This window comes from Stutzerimonas urumqiensis (genome assembly GCF_003640395.1).
GTDB lineage: Bacteria > Pseudomonadota > Gammaproteobacteria > Pseudomonadales > Pseudomonadaceae > Stutzerimonas > Stutzerimonas urumqiensis.
On record NZ_RBZQ01000013.1, the window covers coordinates 17,680 to 34,793 of the forward strand.

Here is a 17,114-nt window from a genome sequence, read left to right on the forward strand (position 1 = left end):
TTAGCGCGAATCCATTCGCGAGTTTCGCTCCTACGCCAGGGTCACTCGCCGCGAGTCGATGTCTGGATGCCGTTCAGCCCGCCTGCGATCGCCGTGATGCGGGCACCAGCATCGGCACCGGTTTTTCGCCGTCCTGGGCGTTCTCTCCGCTCTTTTCACCGAAATGCGCGTTGTAGGTGGCGATCACTTCGCCGACGATGGACACGGCGATCTCCACCGGCAGCTTGCCCTTCACCTCGGCGATGCCCATCGGGCAGCGCATGCGCTGTACGGTCTCGGGCTGGAAGCCGCGATCGCGCAGGCGGTGTTCGAACTTGGCGCGCTTGCTCTTCGAACCGATCAGGCCGTAGTAGGTGAAGTCGTTGCGTTCGAGGATGGCGGCCGTCAGCTCGAGATCGAGCTGGTGATTGTGCGTCATCACGATGAAGTAGCTGCCCGCGGGCATCTCGCTGACCTCATCGACCACGTCCTCGCTGACCACCTTGTGCACGCCGCGCGGGAGCTGCTCGGGGAATTCGCTCTCCCGCGAGTCGATCCAGCGGACCTTGCACGGCAGGCTGGCGAGCAGCGGCACCAGCGCGCGCCCGACGTGCCCGGCGCCGAACACGGCGATCTGCGCCTGCGGCTGGCCCATCGGCTCGAACAACACCACCGTCGCGCCGCCACAGCACTGGCCGAGGCTGGCGCCCAGCGAGAAGCGCTCGAGGCGGGTTTCGCGGATGCGGTTCTCCAGCATGTCGCGGGCGATCTGCTGGACCTTGTACTCCAGGTGGCCGCCGCCGATGGTGTCGTACAGGCGGGTGCGACTGACCACCATCTTCGAGCCGGCGTTGCGCGGCGTGGAGCCGCGCTCCTCGACGATGGTGACCAGGACGCAGGGTTCGCCCTGTTGCTGCAGCTCGGCGAGGGCATCGATCCAGGTGTTCATCTCGGTTCTCCGATGCCCGGTGGGCATGCAATTTTTTCCAGTGCAGGCGCTAACGCGTCCGGTCATTACCGTGATACGGCCCTTTGGGGCGCGTCTTCAGAGCTTCGCGAGCAAGCTCGCTCCTACGGGTTGGCGCTGCGGTTGTGGGCGATCCCGTACCTGTAGGAGCCAGCTTGCTGGCGAAGCTCTTCGCCTTGGCATCTCGCTGGCACGCGTCAGTGCTCGACTTCCACCGTACGCTCCACCGCTGCGGCAGCCACCTTCAGCTTGCGCATCTGCTCGACGCCCCAGAGCACCCGTTCCGGCGTCGCCGGCGCGTCGATTTTTGGCTGCACCCGGTAGTCGGCGAGGCTCGCCACCGCGTCCTTGATGGCGCACCAGACCGAGATGCCGAGCATGAACGGCGGCTCGCCGACGGCCTTGGAATGGAACACCGTGTCTTCGGGGTTCTTGCGGTTCTCCACCAGCTTGACGCGCAGATCCAGCGGCATGTCCGCCACGGCCGGGATCTTGTAGCTCGCCGGGCCCGAGGTCATCAGCTTGCCCTTGGCGTTCCACACCAGTTCTTCCATGGTCAGCCAGCCCATGCCCTGGACGAAGCCGCCTTCCACCTGGCCGATGTCGATGGCCGGGTTCAGCGAGGCGCCGACGTCATGCAGGATGTCGCTGCGCAGCATCTTGTACTCGCCGGTCAGGGTATCGACGATCACCTCCGAGCAGGCGGCGCCGTAGGCGTAGTAGTAGAACGGCCGGCCGCGTGCCTTGTCGCGGTCGTAGTAGATCTTCGGCGTGCGGTAGAAGCCCGTGGACGACAGCGACACCTGGCCGAAGTAGGCCTGCTGGATCAAGGTCTCGAAGCTGACGAACTGGTCACGGATGCGAACCTGGCTGTTCTTGAACTCGACGTCTTCCTCGGTGACGTTCCAGTGCCGCGCGGCGAACTCGACCAGCCGCTGCTTGATCGTCTGCGCCGCATTCTGCGCCGCCTTGCCGTTGAGGTCGGCACCGCTGCTCGCCGCGGTCGGCGAGGTGTTGGGCACCTTGTCGGTGTTGGTCGCGGTGATCTGGATGCGATCGATGTCGACCTGGAACACCTCGGCCACCACCTGCGCGACCTTCACGTGCAGGCCCTGGCCCATCTCGGTGCCGCCGTGGTTCAGGTGGATGCTGCCGTCGGTGTAGACGTGCACCAGCGCGCCGGCCTGGTTGAGGAAGCTCGCCGTGAAGCTGATGCCGAACTTCACCGGCGTCAGCGCGAGGCCCTTCTTCAATACCGGACTCTTTTCGTTGAACGCGCGAATCTCGGCACGGCGCCTGGCGTACTCGGCGCTGGCCTCGAGTTCGGCGGTCATCTCCTCGAGCATGTTGTGCTCGACGGTCTGGTAGTAGTGGGTGACGTTACGGTCGTGCTTGCCGTAGTAGTTGGCCTTGCGCACCTCGAGCGGGTCCTTGCCGAGATGACGGGCGATGGCGTCCATGATCTCTTCGATCGCGACCATCCCCTGCGGGCCGCCGAAGCCGCGGTAGGCGGTGTTCGAGGCGGTGTTGGTCTTGCAGCGGTGGCCGTGGATCAGCGCGTCGCCGAGGTAGTAGGCGTTGTCGGAATGGAACATCGCGCGGTCGACGATCGAGCCGGAGAGGTCCGGCGAATAGCCGCAGTTGCCGGCCAGGTCCATGCGCACGCCCTGCAGGCGACCGCTGTCGTCGAAGCCAACCTCGTACTCGACGTAGAACGGGTGGCGCTTGCCGGTCATGGTCATGTCTTCCATGCGCGGCAGGCGCATCTTGGTCGGCCGGCCGGTCAGGCGGGCGATGACCGCGCACAGGCAGGCGGGGCCGGCGGCCTGGGTCTCCTTGCCGCCGAAGCCGCCGCCCATGCGGCGCATGTCGATGACGATCTTGTTCATCGGCACGCCGAGCACCTCGGCGACCAGCTTCTGCACCTCGGTGGGGTTCTGCGTCGAGGTGTAGACGATCATGCCGCCGTCCTCGGTGGGCATCACCGAGGAAACTTGGGTTTCCAGATAGAAGTGTTCCTGCCCGCCGATATGCAGCGAGCCGGTCAGCCGGCGCGGCGCTGCGGCCAGGGCCGCCTCGGCGTCGCCGCGCTGGTGGGTGTGGCTGTCGAGTACGAAGTGCTTCTTGCGCAGGGCATCGACCACGTCGAGCACCGGCTCCAGGTCTTCGTATTCGATGATCGCGGCCATGGCCGCCTTGCGCGCGGTTTCCAGGCTGTCGGCGGCGACCGCGATCACCGGCTGGCCGATGAACTCGACCTTGCCGTCGGCGAGCAACGGGTCACCGGGCGCCACGGCGCCGATGTCCAGCTGGCCCGGCACGTCCTGGCTGGTGATGGCGATGGCGACGCCGGGGATGGCGTAGCAGGGCGTGGTGTCGATCTTGAGGATGCGCGCGTGGGCGCGGTCGCTCATGCGCGCATAGACGTGCAGCTGGTTGGGGAATTCCAGACGGTCGTCGACGTAGACCGCTTCGCCGGACACATGCTTGGGCGCGCTGTCGTGCTTGACGCTGCGCCCGACGCCGGTGACGAGGTCCTGCCTGAACAGGGCGGCGATCTCTTCCTGGGTCTTGACGATGGCATGGTTAGACATAGGCGGTGACCCTCGTTTCGTAGGCCGGCGCTTGCAGCTCGAGGAAGCACTTGCGCAGCAGGTTCTGGGCGGTCAGCAGGCGGTATTCGCGGCTGGCGCGGAAATCGGTGAGCGGGGTGAAGTCCTGGGCCAGCGCTTCGCAGGCTTCCTCGATCACACCCGGGTACCAGGGCGCACCGGTCAGCGCCTGCTCGCAGGCCGCCGCGCGCTTGGGAATCGCGGCCATGCCGCCAAAGGCGATGCGCGCGCTCTGCACGGTGCCGTCTTCCACCACCAGGTTGAACGCGGCGCACACCGCCGAGATGTCGTCGTCCAGTCGCTTGGACACCTTGTAGGCGCGGAACGCCTGGTTGCCGCGCGGACGCGGGACGATGATCTTCTCGATGAACTCGCCTTCCTGGCGGGCGGTGACCTTGTAGTCGATGAAATAGTCTTCCAGCGCCAGCGTCCGCACGGCCTTGCCCTGGCGCAGCACGATCTGCGCGCCGAGGGCGATCAGCAGCGGCGGCGAGTCGCCGATCGGCGAGGCGTTGCCGATGTTGCCGCCGAGGGTGCCCTGGTTGCGGATCTGCAGAGAGGCGAAGCGATGCAGCAGCTCGCCGAAATCCGGGTAATCGGCGGCCAGCGCGGCGTAGCAGTCGGTCAGCGGCGTGGCGGCGCCGATCTCGATGGCCTCGTCCGTGACCACCACCTGCTTCATCTCTTCGACGTGGCCGACGTAGATCATCACCGGCAGTTCGCGGTGGAACTGGGTGACTTCCAGCGCCAGGTCGGTGCCACCGGCGAGCAGGCGGGCCTGCGGATTGGCGGCGTAGAGGTCGGCCAGGTCGGCCACGGTCAGCGGCAGCAGGCAGCGCTTGTCGCCGCTGTTCAGTTCGGCGGTCTCGCGCGGGGCGATGCCCTTGAGGCGCTCGACGGTTTCAGCCTCGGTGGCGTCGAATTGGTCTGGCTGCTTCTGGCAGCAGGACTGCTCGGCGGCATCGAGGATCGGACGGTAACCGGTGCAGCGGCACAGGTTGCCGGCCAGCGCCTCGTGGGCCTGGGCCTTGTCTGCCGTCTCGGCATTCTTTTGCAGCGCGAACAGGCTCATCACGAAGCCCGGCGTGCAGAAGCCGCACTGCGAACCGTGGCAATCGACCATCGCCTGCTGCACCTGATGCAGCTGGGCGTTGTGCTTGAGGTCTTCGACGGTGACCAACTGCTTGCCGTGCAGCGACGAGACGAACGTCAGGCAGGAGTTCAGGGTGCGATAGCGGATGCGTTCGGCGCCGGCCGGGCCGGTCAACTCGCCCACCACCACGGTGCAGGCACCGCAGTCGCCGGAGGCGCAACCCTCCTTGGTTCCGGTTTTGCCGACGTGCTCGCGCAGATAGTTGAGCACCGTGACATTGGGATCGAGCGACTGCTCGGTGCGCAGCTCTCGATTGAGTAGAAACTGGATCACGGAAGGACCTCCGGTTCTTGTTATTGGCGCAGGACTGCCTGGATCGAAAATTAGCCGTATCTGACTTTTCGGTCAACAAAAAACTGACCCAGAAGTCAGCGAAGCGATCCAGCGTCGTGTCGTCGCAGCCGAACGAGCCGCGGGTGCTTCTCGAGCGGGCCCTTGTAAAAACGTAGCGAGCGCCGATCGGGAATGCAGCCTGATCCAGCGCAGGGGCTTTCACACCGCCTGCAAGGCCCGGTTTTTCGCGCGCTCGTGGGCTGCCGGCCGCAGGCGGCACCGTCGATCTGGCCGCAGGGTCGACAGCGGATTTTTGCCGGCTCGAACGACGTCGGAACATAAACGGCGGAGGTTGCGATGCGGGCGGTCCTGAAAGAAGAGCGGTTTCTCCTGCTGGCGCTGGTGGCAGCGCTGGTCGCCTATGCGACCGAGGACAGCCTGCTGCACGGCGGACGCCTGGTGGCGCTGATCGCCACCGGTCTGCTGATCGGAATGATCGTGCTGGCCTCGGTGCGCGTCGCCCACCATGCCGAGGTGCTGGCCGAGAAGGTCGGCGACCCCTACGGAACCATGATCCTCACGCTCTCGGCGGTGCTCGTCGAGGTGGTCATCCTGGGCATCATGCTGACCCACCATCCCGCCCCGACGCTGGTACGCGACACCATCTACGCCGCGGTAATGCTCGACCTCAACGGCATCCTTGGTCTCGCGGCGCTGATGGGCGGGCTGCGGCATGGCGAGCAGGCCTACAACGACGATTCTGCGCGAACCTACAGCGTGATGATCCTGACCGCGATGGGTGTGTCGATGGTCGTGCCCGAGTTCGTCCCGCGCGAGGATTGGCGGCTGTACTCGGCCTTCACCATCGGCGCGATGGTGCTGCTGTACGGCGTGTTCCTGCGGATGCAGGTCGGTGCGCACAGTTATTTCTTCAGCTACAGCTACCCGGAAAAGCGTCGCAAGGCCGGTGCCGAGCCCGCCCCTCGGGGCGAAAGCCGCAAGCGTTCGATCCTGCTGCTCTGCGCCGGCGTGGTGCTGATCGGCGCGCTGGCCGAAGTCATGTCCAAGACGCTCGGCGCCGGCCTGGCCGGCAGCGGCGCGCCGCCGATGGTGGCCGCCCTGGTGGTGGCGGCAATCTCCGCGAGTCCCGAGATCCTCACCGCGCTGCGTGCCGCGCTGGCCAACCGGATGCAGTCGGTGGTCAACATCGCGTTGGGTGCGTCGCTATCGACCGTGATCCTGACGGTGCCGGTGATGGAGGCGCTGGCGCTGTATAGTGACCAGCCGCTGCGCATGGGCATGACCCCCGTGCAGACCGTGATGGTCTTCATCACGCTGATCGTGGCGGCCATCAACCTGAACGACGGCGAAACCAACGCGATCGAGGGCATGACCCACTTCGTGCTGTTCGCCACCTTCATCATGCTGTCGCTGATCGGGCTGTGACGCCGCGATCGGCGGCCCGGACGGACTTCATGGACGTACGCATCTACCTCGCCGGCCCCGGCGTGTTCCGCCCCGATGCGCTCAAGCACGGCGAGCGGCTCAAGGCGCTGTGCGCCGAATTCGGCTTCACCGGTCTCTATCCGCTGGACAAACAGGTGCCTGCGCCCATCACCGAACCCCGGTCGCAGGCGGCCTGGATCTACCAGGCCAATCTCGAATTGCTCGAGCAGGCTGACGCGGTGATCGCCGACCTGAATTTTTTCCGTGGCGGCGAGCCGGACAGCGGCACCAGCTTCGAAGTGGGCTACGCCGTGGCGCGTGGCAAGCCGGTGGTCGGGTATCTCGATGGCGAGGGCAGTTATGCCGAACGCCTGCGCCGGCAGCACGGGCACCTCTGTGGTCAGCCGGGCTTCGACTGCGACGGCCTGCATCTCGAAGCCTTCGACCTGCCGCTGAACCTGATGCTGGCGGTCCCGGCCGAGGTCGTCGTCGGCACCGCCCGCGAGGCGCTGCAACGCCTGGCCCAGGGCCTTTCGCGCTGAAATACGGAGCCGTGCTGGCGGATCGCGCACGGCCAAGGCGGAGTGTTCGCTGCGCGCCTGAATCCGCCCTACGGTGGTGACGGCTTTGCGTCGGGCCGACCGTAGGGTGCATTCGCGAAGCAATGCACCGGGGCCACTCGGAACCGACAGCCACACCTTTCTGGCGCCGCGCACGGCCACGGCGGATTGTTCGCTGCGCGCCTGAATCCGCCCTACGGTGGCCGCGGCTTTGCGGGGCCGACCGTAGGGTGCATTCGCGCAGCAATGCACCGGGCCGCTGGCGGCCGTTCAGCCGGCGATCAGTTCGCATGCCGCGCTACGGTGCGCCGCCACCAGCGCGGGGACGTCCAGCCCTTCGACCTGCCCGTCGATGACCCGCCACCGGCCGCCGATCATCACCCGATCGGCGCGGTCGGCGCCGCAGAGCAGCAAGGCGGAGAGCGGGTCGTGGCTGCCGGAGAAGCGCAGCTCGTCGAGCTTGAACAGGGCCAGGTCGGCCTGCTTGCCGACGGCCAGCTCGCCGACGTCGCTGCGGCCGAGCAATTGCGCCGAGCCACGGGTGGCCCAGCCGAGCGCGCGTTCGGGGGTGATCCGTTCGGCCCCGTAGCGCAGCCGTTGCAGATACAGCGCCTGCTTCGCCTCGAGGATCATGTTCGAGCCATCGTTAGACGCCGAGCCGTCGACGCCCAGGCCGATCGGCGCGCCGGCGGCTTCCAACTCCACGGTCGGGCAGATGCCGGAAGCCAGGCGCATGTTGCTGCTCGGGCAATGGCAGATGCCGGTGCCCGCGGCGCCGAGCCGGGCGATCTCGTCGGGGTTGAAGTGGATGCCGTGGGCCAGCCAGGTACGCGGGCCGAGCCAGCCGACGCTGTCGAGGTAATCCACCGTGCGCAGGCCGAAGCGCTCGAGGCAGAAGGCTTCCTCATCCAGCGTTTCGGCGAGGTGGGTGTGCAGGCGCACATCGAGGCGTTCGGCGAGTTCGGCGCTGGCGCGCATGATCTGCGGCGTGACCGAGAACGGCGAGCAGGGTGCCAGGGCGATCTGCACCTGCGCGCCGTCGCCCCGCTCGTGGTAGCGGCGGATCAGGCGCTCGCTGTCGGCGAGGATGATCTCGGCCTCCTGCACGGTCTGCTGCGGCGGCAGGCCGCCGTCGGCTTCGCCCAGGCTCATCGAACCGCGCGTCAGCAATGCGCGCATGCCGAGCCGGCGCACGGCCTCGACCTGCACGTCGATGGCGTCTTCCAGACCCTGCGGGAACAGGTAGTGGTGGTCGGCCGCGGTGGTGCAGCCCGACAGCAGCAGCTCGGCCAGCGCCACCTGGCTGGCGACCTCCAGCTTCTCTGGCGTCAGGCGCGCCCAGACCGGATAGAGCGTCTTCAGCCATGGGAACAGCGGCTGGTTCACCACCGGCGCCCAGGCGCGGGTGAGGGTCTGGTAGAAGTGATGGTGCGTGTTGATGAGCCCCGGCAGCACGACGTGCTCACGGGCATCGAAGACCTGATCGACGGGGTGCGCGGGTGGCTGGCCGGCGCCGAGCAGTTCGGCGATGACACCGCCTTCGACGACCAGGCCGCCGGGGGCTTGCTGGTCGTTGGCAGTGAAGAGAGCGAGGGGGTTCTTGATCCAGAGACGGGTCGCGGGCATGGCCGGCTTCTCCTGTTGATGATGGGAAAGCCAGCTCAGTTATGCCCTGTCTGCTGATCCAGGGGCCTTGTCAGGCGCGACAGAAGATAGCCGTCCGCGCGCGGCCTGTCATCCTCAGGCCCAACCCCAGAACTGCAACCACCAGCCGGTGGCGATCACGGCGGCGCAGGCACCGAGGCAGCCGAAGGCGAGCAGGCGGCGCAGGCCGTTGCCGCCGTGCCGGCTGATCACGCGCCAGGCGAGTGCCAGGCTCCAGGCGACCGCGCCGGCCAGCAGCGCGGCCCGTGCGGGTTGTGCCCAGGCGAGTGCGAGGCCTTCGTAGCGCAGCAGCTTGACGGTCGTCGCCGACAGGCCGAGGAACAGCCCGGCGCCGCCCAGCGGGATCAGCGTCAGGGCGAGGTGATGGAACAGGCTGGCACCCCGCCCCAGCACCTGCACGGCCAGGCGCAGCAACAGCCAGAGCGCGCCGCCGATCAGCATCGCGCCGGCGCCGAGGTACAGCAGGATCATCGCGCCATCGAGCCAGGTAAAGGTGTCGTTGGCCGCGGGGTAGTGGGTCAGCAGCCACCAGGGCGCGGTCGCCTCGAGCGGCCAGTAGAGGTCGCGCTCCACCAGCCAGGTCGCCGCGGCCTGCTTGATGGCGATGAACCAGGGGCTGACCGTCCACTGGAAGGCGCCCATCGCCAGCCCGATCACGCCGAACAGGAGCAGGCGTACGTCCCAATCGGTCTGCGGTGCGCTGCCGCCGACGATCAGGATTTCCGCGTTCGGCGAGCGCAGGCTCAGGCGCACCGCGTCGCGCTGGCCGCTGCATCGTCCACAGGCATGACAGTCACGCGCACCCTGCATGCGCCGGATATCCAGCAGCGGCGCGCAGTTGGGCGTTGGCAGGCGCGTGCCGGCGTTCGCCAGCCAGCGGGTTTCGTCGACCCGGTAATGCAGCGGCGCCAGGCGTGCGAGCAGGCCGAATACGCCACTGACCGGGCACAGGTAGCGACACCAGATGCGCTTGCCGCGTCCGTAGAAATAACCGACCAGCATGGCCGCGATAGTCGAGCCGCCGAGGATCAAGAGCGCCGCCTGGGCGTAGTCATAGACGCTGATGAGCTGCCCGTAGACGGTGGTCAGTATGAAGGCGAGCGTCGGCCAGCCGCCCCAGCGAATCCAGCGCGGCGTTCCACGCCCCAGACCGCGCCAGCTGATCCATTCGCTGAGCGATCCCTCCGGGCAGAGCACACCGCACCACAGGCGCCCGAACAGCACGATGGACACCAGCACGAACGGCCACCACAGCCCCCAGAAGATGAACTGCGCCGCCAGGGTCAGGTCGTTCAGCAGGCCGGCCTCGGCCGGCGGGAGCGGCAGGAAGGCGGGAATGACCAGCAGCACGGCGTAGAAACCGACCACCAGCCACTGCACCAGACGGATGATCCGCGCGTGCCGCCTGAGCGCATCGCCCAGCGCCGCCAGCCGGAGGCCGATGTCCATTACGCGGCGCTCGCGGCCGGCAGTGCCGTTGCGCGCGGGCGCAGCCAGTAGAGGGCGACCGCCCAGTAGGCCGCCAGGGTCGCCACGGCCACGGCCGATGGCATGGCGCGGTAGCCGGTGAGGCTGGCCAGGGTTCCGCCGAGCGCGCTGCCGTCATCGAGCAGGGCCGAGGTGTCCCACAGGGCATCGCCGAACCAGGCGTAGACGAACTCGGGCACGTCCATGCCCATCAGCAAGCCGCTCAGCCGGTCGAGCCCGGCCATCAGCAGGGCGCTGCCGAGCAGAAGCAGCATGACTTCGCTGGCACGGAAGAAGGTGCGCCAGGCGATGAAGCGGCTACCGGCCTGCAACAGTGCATAGCTCGCCAACGCCAGCGCGAACCCGAGCAGCCCACCAAGGGCGAACCGGCCCAGGTCGGCGCCGTCCTGCTGCGCGCCGATGCCCATCAGGAATACGACCGTTTCGCTGCCTTCGCGCGCGACCGCGAGCATCGCCAGGACCATCAGCCCCAGCCCGCTGCCCTGGCCGAGGCGCGCGGCGGCGTCGCGTTGCAGGTCGCGCTTGAGGTGCCGGCCGTGGTGATGCATCCAGCCGACCATGTGCAGGATCAGCAGGCTGGCGGCGAACACCATCGAGCACTGGAACCACTCGCCGCCGCTGCCGGCCATCCACTGGCCGGCGCCGATCAGCGCCCAGCCGAGCAGCGCCGCCAGGCCCAGGCCGGCCGCGACGCCGCTCCACAACAGGCGCATGGCGGCGCGGTTGTCCGGCTGCTGGCGCAACCAGGCGTGCAGGATGCCGATCACCAGCAGCGCTTCGACGCTCTCGCGCCAGACGATGAACATTGACTGGCCCATGCGGGTCCTCCGTTACTGGGCGACGATCTCGCCTTCAGGCAGGTCCATGTGGAATTCGTCGAAGAACGGATACCGGCCAGGCTTGAGCGGGTGGATGACGACGAACGAGGTCACGCCGGGCGACAGCACCTTCTCGACGCGCAGCGGCGTGCTCTCGAATTCGGTCGGTCCCGTGCCGCCGTTGTGGACCACGATCTTGAAGCGCTGGCCGGCTGGCACCTCGATCCGCGCGGGTTCGAAATGCCCGTCGCGGATGGTCAGCTCGTAGCTGGGCAGCGCGGCGACGGCCGGCATGGCACCGGTCACCGTCAGCATCAGGAGTGCGCGCGACAGGGCTTTCATCGTCCAGTCCTCAGTAGCCGCCTTTCTTGCCGATGCCGGCAAAGGTGAAGTCGTACTCCAGCTGGCACGGCTCGAACCAGGGCGCAACGCCGGTTTCCTTGTCGACGTGGCGGCCGAACATCGCATGGCCCGAGCCGGGCGGGGTGATGAAGTAGGTCAGGTGGTAGTTGCCGGGGCCGAGCAGCTTGAGGTTGTCGCCATAGTGCGGGCCGTCGCTGGCGACCATCGCGTGGAAGTCGCCTTCGAGCACGTCGTCCGAGCCCTGCTTGGTCAGGCGGTAACGGATGCCGAGGTAGGGCACGAAGCTGCCTTCCTGCCAGCCGTTGACGTTGCTCTCGGTCGCCATGATGTCGGCCTCCATGTGCACGTCGGCCTTGGCGGCGTCGAGCATCATGCCGGGCGGGTCCATCGTGATCGGCTGCAGGTAGACGGCGCCGACTTCCATCCCGCCGCATTGCTGCGGCTCGCCGATCGGGTATTCCCTGGCCTGCGCGGCGGGTGCCAGTGCCAGGGCGAGGAGGGTGAGGCAAACGGGGATACGCATGGGTTGAGCTCCGATCCAGGTGTCGAGGACGCGAGGATCGGACGATTCGCCAGAAACGATAATGATTCTTGTCAAGTTCATCGCCGATTGCCGGAAGGCGAAACCTGACCGTACACGATGCTCTAACATGGACGCCCTTGCCGATGAGGACGTTCATGGCTCACCCCGCACCGCTCGATCCACAGACCGCCCGTGTATTGCCCTGGCTGGTGGCCATCGCGTTCTTCATGCAGACGCTCGACGGCACCATCCTCAACACCGCGCTGCCGGCGATGGCGCGCGACCTCGCCGAAGACCCGCTGCGCATGCAGGGCGTGGTGATCGCCTACATGCTCACCGTGGCGCTGCTGATCCCGGCCTCGGGCTGGCTGGCCGACCGTTTCGGCACACGCCGCACCTTCTTCGGCGCGATCGTCCTGTTCACGCTGGGTTCGCTGTTCTGCGCGCTGTCCGCTTCGTTCAATCAGCTGGTGATCGCGCGGGTGGTTCAGGCCATCGGCGGTGCGCTGATGCTGCCGGTCGGGCGGCTGGTCATCCTGCGTAGCTACCCGCGCTCGGACTTCGTGCGGGTGATGGCCTTCATCGCGCTGCCGGGGCTGGTCGGGCCGCTGATCGGCCCCACGCTCGGCGGCTGGCTGGTGGAGTACACCTCCTGGCACTGGATCTTCCTGATCAACCTGCCCGTCGGGGTGATCGGCGGGATCGCGGCGTTCCGTTACATGCCGGACCTGCGCCTGCCGGGCCGCATGCGCTTCGATACGCTCGGCTTCGTGCTGTTCGGCGCGGCCATGCTGCTGATCACCATCGCGCTCGAAGGGCTCGGCGAGCTGCACATGCCGCATGCCCGCGTGCTGCTCCTGCTGTTCGGCGGGATCGCCTGCCTGGCCGCCTACTGGCTGCGTGCCGGGCACGTCGAGCGGCCGCTGTTCAGCCCCCGGCTGTTTCACAATCGCAGCTTTGCGGTGGGCATCCTCGGCAACCTGTTCGCGCGCCTGGGCAGTGGTTCGCTGCCCTTCCTCATGCCGCTGCTGTTGCAGGTCGCGCTGGGTTACTCGCCGGCCGAAGCGGGGATGACCATGATCCCGCTGGCGCTCGGCGCAATGACCGTCAAGCCGCTGGCCAAACCGCTGTTCGACCGGCTCGGCTATCGGCGCATCCTCACCGCCAACACCTTGCTGCTGGGCGGGCTGATCGCCAGCCTCGCGCTGATCGGGCCGGACACGCCGACCCCGTGGCTGCTGGTGCACCTGGGGCTGATCGGCATGGTCAACTCGATGCAGTTCACGGCGATGAACACCGTCACGCTGATCGACCTGCGCGACGAAGACGCCAGCAGCGGCAACAGCCTGCTGTCGGTCGTGGTGCAGCTGTCGATGAGCCTCGGCGTGGCGTCCGCGGGTGCGCTGCTCGGCGGGTTCACCGTACCCGGCGCTCGTGGCGAAGAGGTGCTGCAAGCGTTCCACTACACCTTCCTGTGCATCGGCGGCATGGCGATGCTGGCCGCCGCGCTGTTCTTCCAACTGGAGCCGGCCGAGGACAAGCGATCGCACCGCGTCGACACCGAGGCGGATGTCGAGACCTGAACGCACGCCAATGAACGAGGAGCCGCCATGCGAATCGACATGCACGCCGAGACCCGCCTTCCCGAGGCCTTGCTCGATGGTTTGCGCAATGCCCGCCAGGTCGTGGTGTTCACCGGCGCGGGCGTCTCCGCCGAAAGCGGCATCCCGACCTTCCGCGACGCGCTGACCGGGCTCTGGTCGCGCTTCGATGCCCTGTCGCTGGCCACGCCCGAGGCGTTCGAGCGAGATCCGGCGCTGGTGTGGGGCTGGTACGAGTGGCGGCGCATGAAGGTGTTGCAGACGCAACCGAACGCCGCGCACCGTGCCATCGCGTCGCTGGCGGCCTGCGTGCCGGCGCTGTCGCTCATCACCCAGAACGTCGATGACCTGCATGAGCGGGCCGGCAGCCCGGACGTGGTGCACTTGCACGGCAGCCTCGCGGCGCCGCGCTGTTTCAAGTGTTCGAAACCCCATGCCGGGCTGCCGATCCCGCAGGAGCCGGAGGGTGGCCGGCGACTCGAGCCGCCGCGCTGCGAGCACTGTGGCGGGCCGGTGCGGCCGGGGGTCGTCTGGTTCGGGGAAACTTTGCCGGAGGCCGCCCTGCACGGCGCCTTCGAGGCGGCGGCAAGGTGCGATGTCCTGCTGTCGATCGGCACTTCCGGCGTGGTCCAGCCGGCGGCGCTGTTGCCCGGCATCGCCCGGGATGCAGGCGCGAGGGTCATCGAGATCAACCCGCAGCCGAGTGCTTCGAGCGCGGGCTACGATTGGAGCCTGTGCGGCCCGGCGGGGCAGGTGATGCCCGCGCTGCTGGCGCAGGCATGGCCGTGAAGAGCACCGTCCACGGCTGTGCAACACATTCACCCGTGCATGTAAATCGACGATCGGTCCGCGGTATCGGTCGATCAACCCCGCCGGCTTGCCTAGAATGCTCGGGCGCGCCTTGGCGCGCGTCCCGTTCATCACGCAGGAACACGCTTCGCATGGGTCAGCTGTCCCCCGAAACCATCGCTATCGTCAAATCCACCGCACCGGCCTTGCAGCAGCACGGTGTGGCCATTACCACGCGCATGTACGAGCGCCTGTTCGTCGATCCCGAGATGAAGGCCCTGTTCGATCAGGCCGCGCAGGATTCCGGCGAGCAACCCAAGCGTCTGGCGGGCGCCATTCTCGCCTTCTCGCGCAACGTCGATAACCTGGACGCGATGCAGGGTGCCGTCGAGCGCATCTGCGCCCGTCATGTGGAGACGCGCATCAAGCCCGAGCATTACCCGATCGTCGCCGAAGCCCTGCTGCCGGCGATCAAAGACGTCCTGGGCGAGGCCGTCGATGAACGCACGCTGCAGGCCTGGGGCGAGGCCTATTGGATGCTCGCCGACGCCATGATCGCCCGCGAACAGCAACTCTACCGCCAGGCGTGATCCCGCCGGCGCACTCCGCAACATGACCCGGCGGCGTCGGCGTTACGCCAGCGCCGCCCCTGGAGCGCCACGATGACCCGAGACGAGACCTGCGACGACCTGCTGCTCGACAACCAGCTGTGCTTCGCCCTGCATTCGACGTCGCTGCTGATGACCAAGGTCTACAAGCCGTTGCTGCAAGCCATTGGCCTGACCTATCCGCAGTACCTCGCCATGCTGGTGCTCTGGGAGCGCGACGGCATCACGGTCGGCGAGCTCAGCCGACGCCTGATGACCGATCCGGGATCCGTCACCCCGCTGCTCAAGCGGCTGGAAGCCGAAGGCCTCATCGAGCGGCGTCGCAGTTCGGTCGACGAGCGCGTGGTGGAACTGCATCTGACCGAGGCAGGCCGCACGATGCGAGCCAATGCCGAGCGCTTTCCGAATTGCATCGCCACCGGTAGCGATCTGGGGCGCGACGAAATCATGCGCCTGCGCAACGAGCTGATCGAGCTGCGAAACCGCCTCCAGCGCATGCTCTAGACCGTTCGTCGGGCGCGAGCGGTTTCGTTCGTAAATTTAACTTGCACACAAAATAAAACGACGTTAACTTTCGCCTCGTTGTCTCGCAGCAGACGCGCAGGCGCCTCGGCATCGCTGATGGCAGGTGGTAGCCCGGCCCACGGGCAGGCGCGTGAACCCAACCCAGAAGGAGAACGTCATGTCGATCGAAAACGTTGTGTACCGCGCCTCAGCTGAAGTCACCGGTGGCCGTGATGGCCGCGCCATCTCGTCGGACGGCGTGCTCGACGTCGCGCTGACGACGCCCAAAGAGCTGGGCGGCGCGGGCGGTAAAGGCACCAACCCCGAGCAACTGTTCGCTGCCGGCTACTCGGCGTGCTTCATCGGGGCCATGAAGTTCGTCGCCGCGCGCGACAAGATCGCGCTGTCGCCGGATACCTGGATCGAAGGCTTCGTGGGCATCGGCGCCATTCCCAACGGCTTCGGCATCGAGGTCGAACTGAAGATCACGATTCCTGACATGGACCGCGCCCAGGCCCAGGAACTGATCGAGAAGGCGCACATCGTCTGCCCATACTCGAACGCCACCCGCGGCAACATCGACGTCGCCCTGACGCTCGTCTGAACCGCCGCTGACGTCGCATCGCCCGCACGCCGCAGACCGCGGCAGGCGGGCGATGTCGTTTCAGGCTTCCAGCAGGCCAAGTGCCTCGTTCAGCTTCTCCAGCGACTCGGCATGCTTGCCTGCTTCATGCAGCTCCTCGCCTTCGGCGCGCAGCGATTGCACGCGCTCGAGCAGCGCCGGATCGGCGGGTGGGTCGGCTTGCAATTGCTGGTCGATCTTCGCCATTTCCTGCGGGCAATGCATGGCCCAGAGCGGCGTGGACAGCAGGGCGGCAACGGTAAACAGCATCAGGCGGCGCATGGTGGATTCCTCCGTGGTGGGCAGCAGAAGTATAGAAACCGCTGCTCGACCTGCTCGTCGCCGCGACATGCGGCATCAAGCGCTGGCCATCCACCCCAGCACCAGGCCAGCCACCACCAGGTAACGCCCGCCCTTGGCCAGCGTCACCAGCAACAGGAAACGCCACCAGGGCTCCCGCATGACGCCTGCGATGAGCGTCAACGCATCGCCGAACACAGGCGCCCAACTCAACAGCAACGACCAGCGCCCGAAACGACCGTAAAGCCGCTGCGCCCGGCCAAGGTTGCGTTCGCTGACCGGAAACCAGCGCCTGCCGCGAAACCGCTCGATGCCCCGCCCAATCGCCCAGTTCACCAGCGCCCCAAGCGTATTGCCGACGGTGGCGACCAGCAGCAACAGCCACACCGGATGGCGTTCACCCAGCAGCAGGGCGGTGAGCACGGCTTCCGACTGCGCCGGCAGAAGCGTGGCGGCGAGGAAGGCGGAGAGCAGCAAGGTGAGGAGGGGCATGAGGTCGGGAGGCGCTTGTGGATGAGGGGCTGGTGGGTTGATGTTGCGATTGGGCTGCAGCGATGTGGATCAGCGGGTCTTGCGCGGCGATTGTAGCCGGAGCGAGTCGGATGCCATGGTGCCTCGGTCTGGCATTCCGGTCGCCGCATTTCCGCGGCTCGGTCTACAGGTTGCGCCTTGCACCACGCTGGGATTTTGGACGTATGTAGGAGCCAGGGGGACGCCTAGTTGTGTAAACCCAGTACGTTGTTCAGTGGCACTGGAGCCCGACTAATTGGCGGTTTGTAGTTGAGGCTGCTATGCGGCCTGTGCCAGTTGTAGTGGTGCAGCCAGGCAGGCAAGTGTCTGGCT

The 17,114-nt window shown here is 67.1% G+C and carries 18 protein-coding genes; 7 read left to right on the plus strand and 11 right to left on the minus strand.

All coding sequences use genetic code 11. The annotated features are described in order from the left end of the window. Nucleotides 1–73: 73 nt before the first annotated feature. The 3 genes from xdhC to xdhA all read right to left on the minus strand — a co-directional run bounded on the left by xdhC (nucleotide 74) and on the right by xdhA (nucleotide 4,984). Nucleotides 74–928, minus strand: a complete 855-nt coding sequence (xdhC, locus tag D7325_RS18650; protein ID WP_120997959.1) for a xanthine dehydrogenase accessory protein XdhC — start codon at nucleotides 926–928, stop codon at nucleotides 74–76. A gap of 215 nt (nucleotides 929–1,143) precedes the next feature. Continuing rightward, complete coding sequence (gene xdhB, locus D7325_RS18655; protein WP_120997960.1) at nucleotides 1,144–3,540, minus strand: xanthine dehydrogenase molybdopterin binding subunit; 2,397 nt, start codon at nucleotides 3,538–3,540, stop codon at nucleotides 1,144–1,146. Continuing rightward, on the minus strand, nucleotides 3,533–4,984 hold the full coding sequence (gene xdhA / locus D7325_RS18660) for a xanthine dehydrogenase small subunit (RefSeq protein ID WP_120997961.1): 1,452 nt from the start codon (nucleotides 4,982–4,984) through the stop codon (nucleotides 3,533–3,535). The genes xdhB and xdhA overlap by 8 nt, the downstream gene beginning before the upstream one ends. A 357-nt stretch (nucleotides 4,985–5,341) precedes the next feature. Here xdhA and D7325_RS18665 point away from each other — a divergent pair, with 357 nt between their 5' ends. Both D7325_RS18665 and D7325_RS18670 read left to right on the plus strand, forming a co-directional pair. Further along, nucleotides 5,342–6,430 (plus strand): calcium:cation antiporter, encoded by a 1,089-nt coding sequence (locus D7325_RS18665; protein WP_120997962.1) that lies wholly within the window; start codon nucleotides 5,342–5,344, stop codon nucleotides 6,428–6,430. 29 nt (nucleotides 6,431–6,459) lie between these two features. After that, entirely contained in the window at nucleotides 6,460–6,972 is a 513-nt protein-coding gene (locus tag D7325_RS18670; protein ID WP_120997963.1) for a nucleoside 2-deoxyribosyltransferase, read from the plus strand. Nucleotides 6,973–7,260: 288 nt separating this feature from the next. On the opposite strand, the gene D7325_RS18675 is transcribed toward D7325_RS18670, so the two are convergent. From D7325_RS18675 to D7325_RS18695, 5 genes are all read right to left on the minus strand, one after another. Then, a complete protein-coding gene (locus D7325_RS18675) occupies nucleotides 7,261–8,616 on the minus strand; it encodes an 8-oxoguanine deaminase (RefSeq protein WP_120997964.1) in 1,356 nt (451 codons plus the stop codon). A 114-nt stretch (nucleotides 8,617–8,730) separates the two neighbouring features. Then, nucleotides 8,731–10,104 (minus strand): 4Fe-4S binding protein, encoded by a 1,374-nt coding sequence (locus D7325_RS18680; RefSeq protein WP_120997965.1) that lies wholly within the window; start codon nucleotides 10,102–10,104, stop codon nucleotides 8,731–8,733. Beyond that, nucleotides 10,104–10,961, minus strand: coding sequence for an FTR1 family iron permease (locus D7325_RS18685; protein WP_120997966.1), 858 nt, complete (start codon nucleotides 10,959–10,961; stop codon nucleotides 10,104–10,106). Before D7325_RS18685 ends, D7325_RS18680 begins: the two co-directional genes overlap by 1 nt. A gap of 12 nt (nucleotides 10,962–10,973) precedes the next feature. Continuing rightward, nucleotides 10,974–11,303 carry a cupredoxin domain-containing protein gene (locus D7325_RS18690; protein ID WP_120997967.1) on the minus strand — a complete coding sequence of 110 codons (330 nt, stop codon included), beginning with the start codon at nucleotides 11,301–11,303 and terminating at the stop codon, nucleotides 10,974–10,976. Nucleotides 11,304–11,313: 10 nt separating this feature from the next. Beyond that, on the minus strand, nucleotides 11,314–11,847 hold the full coding sequence (locus D7325_RS18695) for an iron transporter (protein WP_120997968.1): 534 nt from the start codon (nucleotides 11,845–11,847) through the stop codon (nucleotides 11,314–11,316). Between the two features lie 155 nt (nucleotides 11,848–12,002). Between D7325_RS18695 and mdtD the strand changes: the two genes are divergently transcribed. From mdtD to D7325_RS18720, 5 genes are all read left to right on the plus strand, one after another. Then, a complete protein-coding gene (gene mdtD, locus D7325_RS18700; RefSeq protein ID WP_120997969.1) occupies nucleotides 12,003–13,430 on the plus strand; it encodes a multidrug transporter subunit MdtD in 1,428 nt (475 codons plus the stop codon). A 27-nt stretch (nucleotides 13,431–13,457) separates the two neighbouring features. Further along, complete coding sequence (locus D7325_RS18705) at nucleotides 13,458–14,237, plus strand: SIR2 family NAD-dependent protein deacylase (RefSeq protein ID WP_425452334.1); 780 nt, start codon at nucleotides 13,458–13,460, stop codon at nucleotides 14,235–14,237. A 152-nt stretch (nucleotides 14,238–14,389) separates the two neighbouring features. Next, on the plus strand, nucleotides 14,390–14,827 hold the full coding sequence (locus D7325_RS18710) for a globin domain-containing protein (RefSeq protein WP_120997970.1): 438 nt from the start codon (nucleotides 14,390–14,392) through the stop codon (nucleotides 14,825–14,827). A gap of 72 nt (nucleotides 14,828–14,899) precedes the next feature. Beyond that, entirely contained in the window at nucleotides 14,900–15,349 is a 450-nt protein-coding gene (locus D7325_RS18715; RefSeq protein ID WP_120997971.1) for a MarR family winged helix-turn-helix transcriptional regulator, read from the plus strand. A 178-nt stretch (nucleotides 15,350–15,527) separates the two neighbouring features. Further along, the gene (locus tag D7325_RS18720; RefSeq protein ID WP_120997972.1) at nucleotides 15,528–15,953 is read left to right on the plus strand and encodes an organic hydroperoxide resistance protein; all 426 of its coding nucleotides are present in this window, start codon (nucleotides 15,528–15,530) and stop codon (nucleotides 15,951–15,953) included. Nucleotides 15,954–16,013: 60 nt separating this feature from the next. Here D7325_RS18720 and D7325_RS18725 read toward each other — a convergent pair whose 3' ends face one another. The 3 genes from D7325_RS18725 to D7325_RS18735 form a co-directional block, all read right to left on the minus strand. After that, the gene (locus D7325_RS18725; RefSeq protein WP_120997973.1) at nucleotides 16,014–16,253 is read right to left on the minus strand and encodes a hypothetical protein; all 240 of its coding nucleotides are present in this window, start codon (nucleotides 16,251–16,253) and stop codon (nucleotides 16,014–16,016) included. A 75-nt stretch (nucleotides 16,254–16,328) separates the two neighbouring features. Next, a complete protein-coding gene (locus tag D7325_RS18730) occupies nucleotides 16,329–16,763 on the minus strand; it encodes a YqaA family protein (RefSeq protein ID WP_120997974.1) in 435 nt (144 codons plus the stop codon). A 224-nt stretch (nucleotides 16,764–16,987) separates the two neighbouring features. Further along, the coding region (locus D7325_RS18735; protein ID WP_162988075.1) for an integrase core domain-containing protein at nucleotides 16,988–17,114 on the minus strand (127 nt) is incomplete at its 5' end.